Source organism: Streptomyces niveus (assembly GCF_001723055.1).
GTDB classification, from domain to species: Bacteria; Actinomycetota; Actinomycetes; order Streptomycetales; family Streptomycetaceae; genus Streptomyces; species Streptomyces niveus.
In genome coordinates this window covers 1-1,265 of sequence record NZ_MDCR01000045.1, presented here as the reverse complement: position 1 = coordinate 1,265, position 1,265 = coordinate 1, and the positions used below count along the sequence as shown (strand labels likewise).

The following is a 1,265-nucleotide window of genomic DNA, read 5'->3' as shown; positions in this document are numbered from 1 at the left end:
GCCCCGTGGGGGCGCAGGCGGGCAACGGTGTCTTCGAGGTCGTCCACGGCGAACATGACGCGGTGCGTGCCCAGGATGTTGTGCGGCCGGTTGCGTGGCTCGTCGGCGGTGGCGGTGGGGGTGCGGTACTTCGCGAGTTCGAGCCGGCTGTGTCCGTCCGGGGTGCGGACCATCGCGATGTCGCAGTGGACGCCGTCGAGTCCGGTGCACCGGTCGGCGACGAGGCCCTTGACCTCCGCCGTGCCCTCCAGCTCCATACCGAGTTCCACGAAGAACGCGACGGCGGCGTCCATGTCCTCGACGACGATGCCGACGTTGTCCATCCGCTGAATCGCCATGCTTCCTTCTCCTTCTTCGTCTTCTCCGTGCCGCCGGTGGTGGCCGCTGATACCCCTGGGACGGAGCCGGTGCCGCGTTCTCGACATCCGACGACGGGGAACTGCCGTGGTTCTCCGTCGCGGGTGTACGCCTCCGGCAACGAACCGCCCATGATTTCGCGCGATATCCGTGCACTCGCCGTGCCACGTTCAAGACGTGTCGCTTTGATGCGGAAGCGACATGAACTCCCGGCCGGTGTCGCTCCCGGTCGTGAGACCCAGCGCACCGGCTCCCGGTGGACCCTAGGTTGTGAGTGGCCAGAGCTGCTCACCGCATCAGCAGAGGTCGAAAGTCGTGGCCGGCCATCGGCCGGGTGCCCGACGCCGATGTTCTGCCTCGCCCCCGAGGACGTGATGAACGATTCCTGCTTTGGAGACGGCGCCGCCCTCCAGGCCCTGAGCCTTGAGGATGTCTGCGTACTCACCGCTGGTGATCAGGTTGTCCAACGCCTGCATGAGGGCGTCGCTGCTGCGGCTCGGGTCCGCCGGCGCCGGAGCGAAGGGGAGGGCGGTGCGGCAGCCGGAGTATCGGGTTCGGGCGCTGGGGCGGTGCTCCTGATGGTCGGGGCGGGTAAGCCGTCCTGCTGGAGCCGCACGGTCGGGTCCCGTGTCCCGGCCTCGCCGCTCGGGCGGGGACTGCCGGGAGTTCGGTCCGGTGTCGGACCCGGCGCGAGCCTCGCGCCCGCGGGCAACGAGGGCGTGACCAGGACGGCCATCAGAACGACGGATCGGGCGGTTCAGTATCCGTAGATCATCTTGTACGCGACTTCCGGGAGGAACTGACCGGCCACGGAGCCGGCGCCGACTCCGCAGTTGCCGTCGGACTCACCGGGGGTCTTCAGCCACAGCAACATCTCGGCTCCGCCGCCCGTCTGGCTGACGGCCCCG

General features: G+C 69.0%; 1 protein-coding gene and 1 pseudogene. Both read right to left on the bottom strand.

Annotated elements, in window-relative coordinates:
* A partial coding sequence (locus BHU15_RS07200; RefSeq protein ID WP_069626410.1) for a VOC family protein occupies positions 1–338 on the bottom strand: 338 nt, incomplete at its 3' end.
* A gap of 776 nt (positions 339–1,114) precedes the next feature.
* Positions 1,115–1,265: pseudogene (locus tag BHU15_RS41145) on the bottom strand (glycoside hydrolase family 6 protein); the annotation flags it as partial.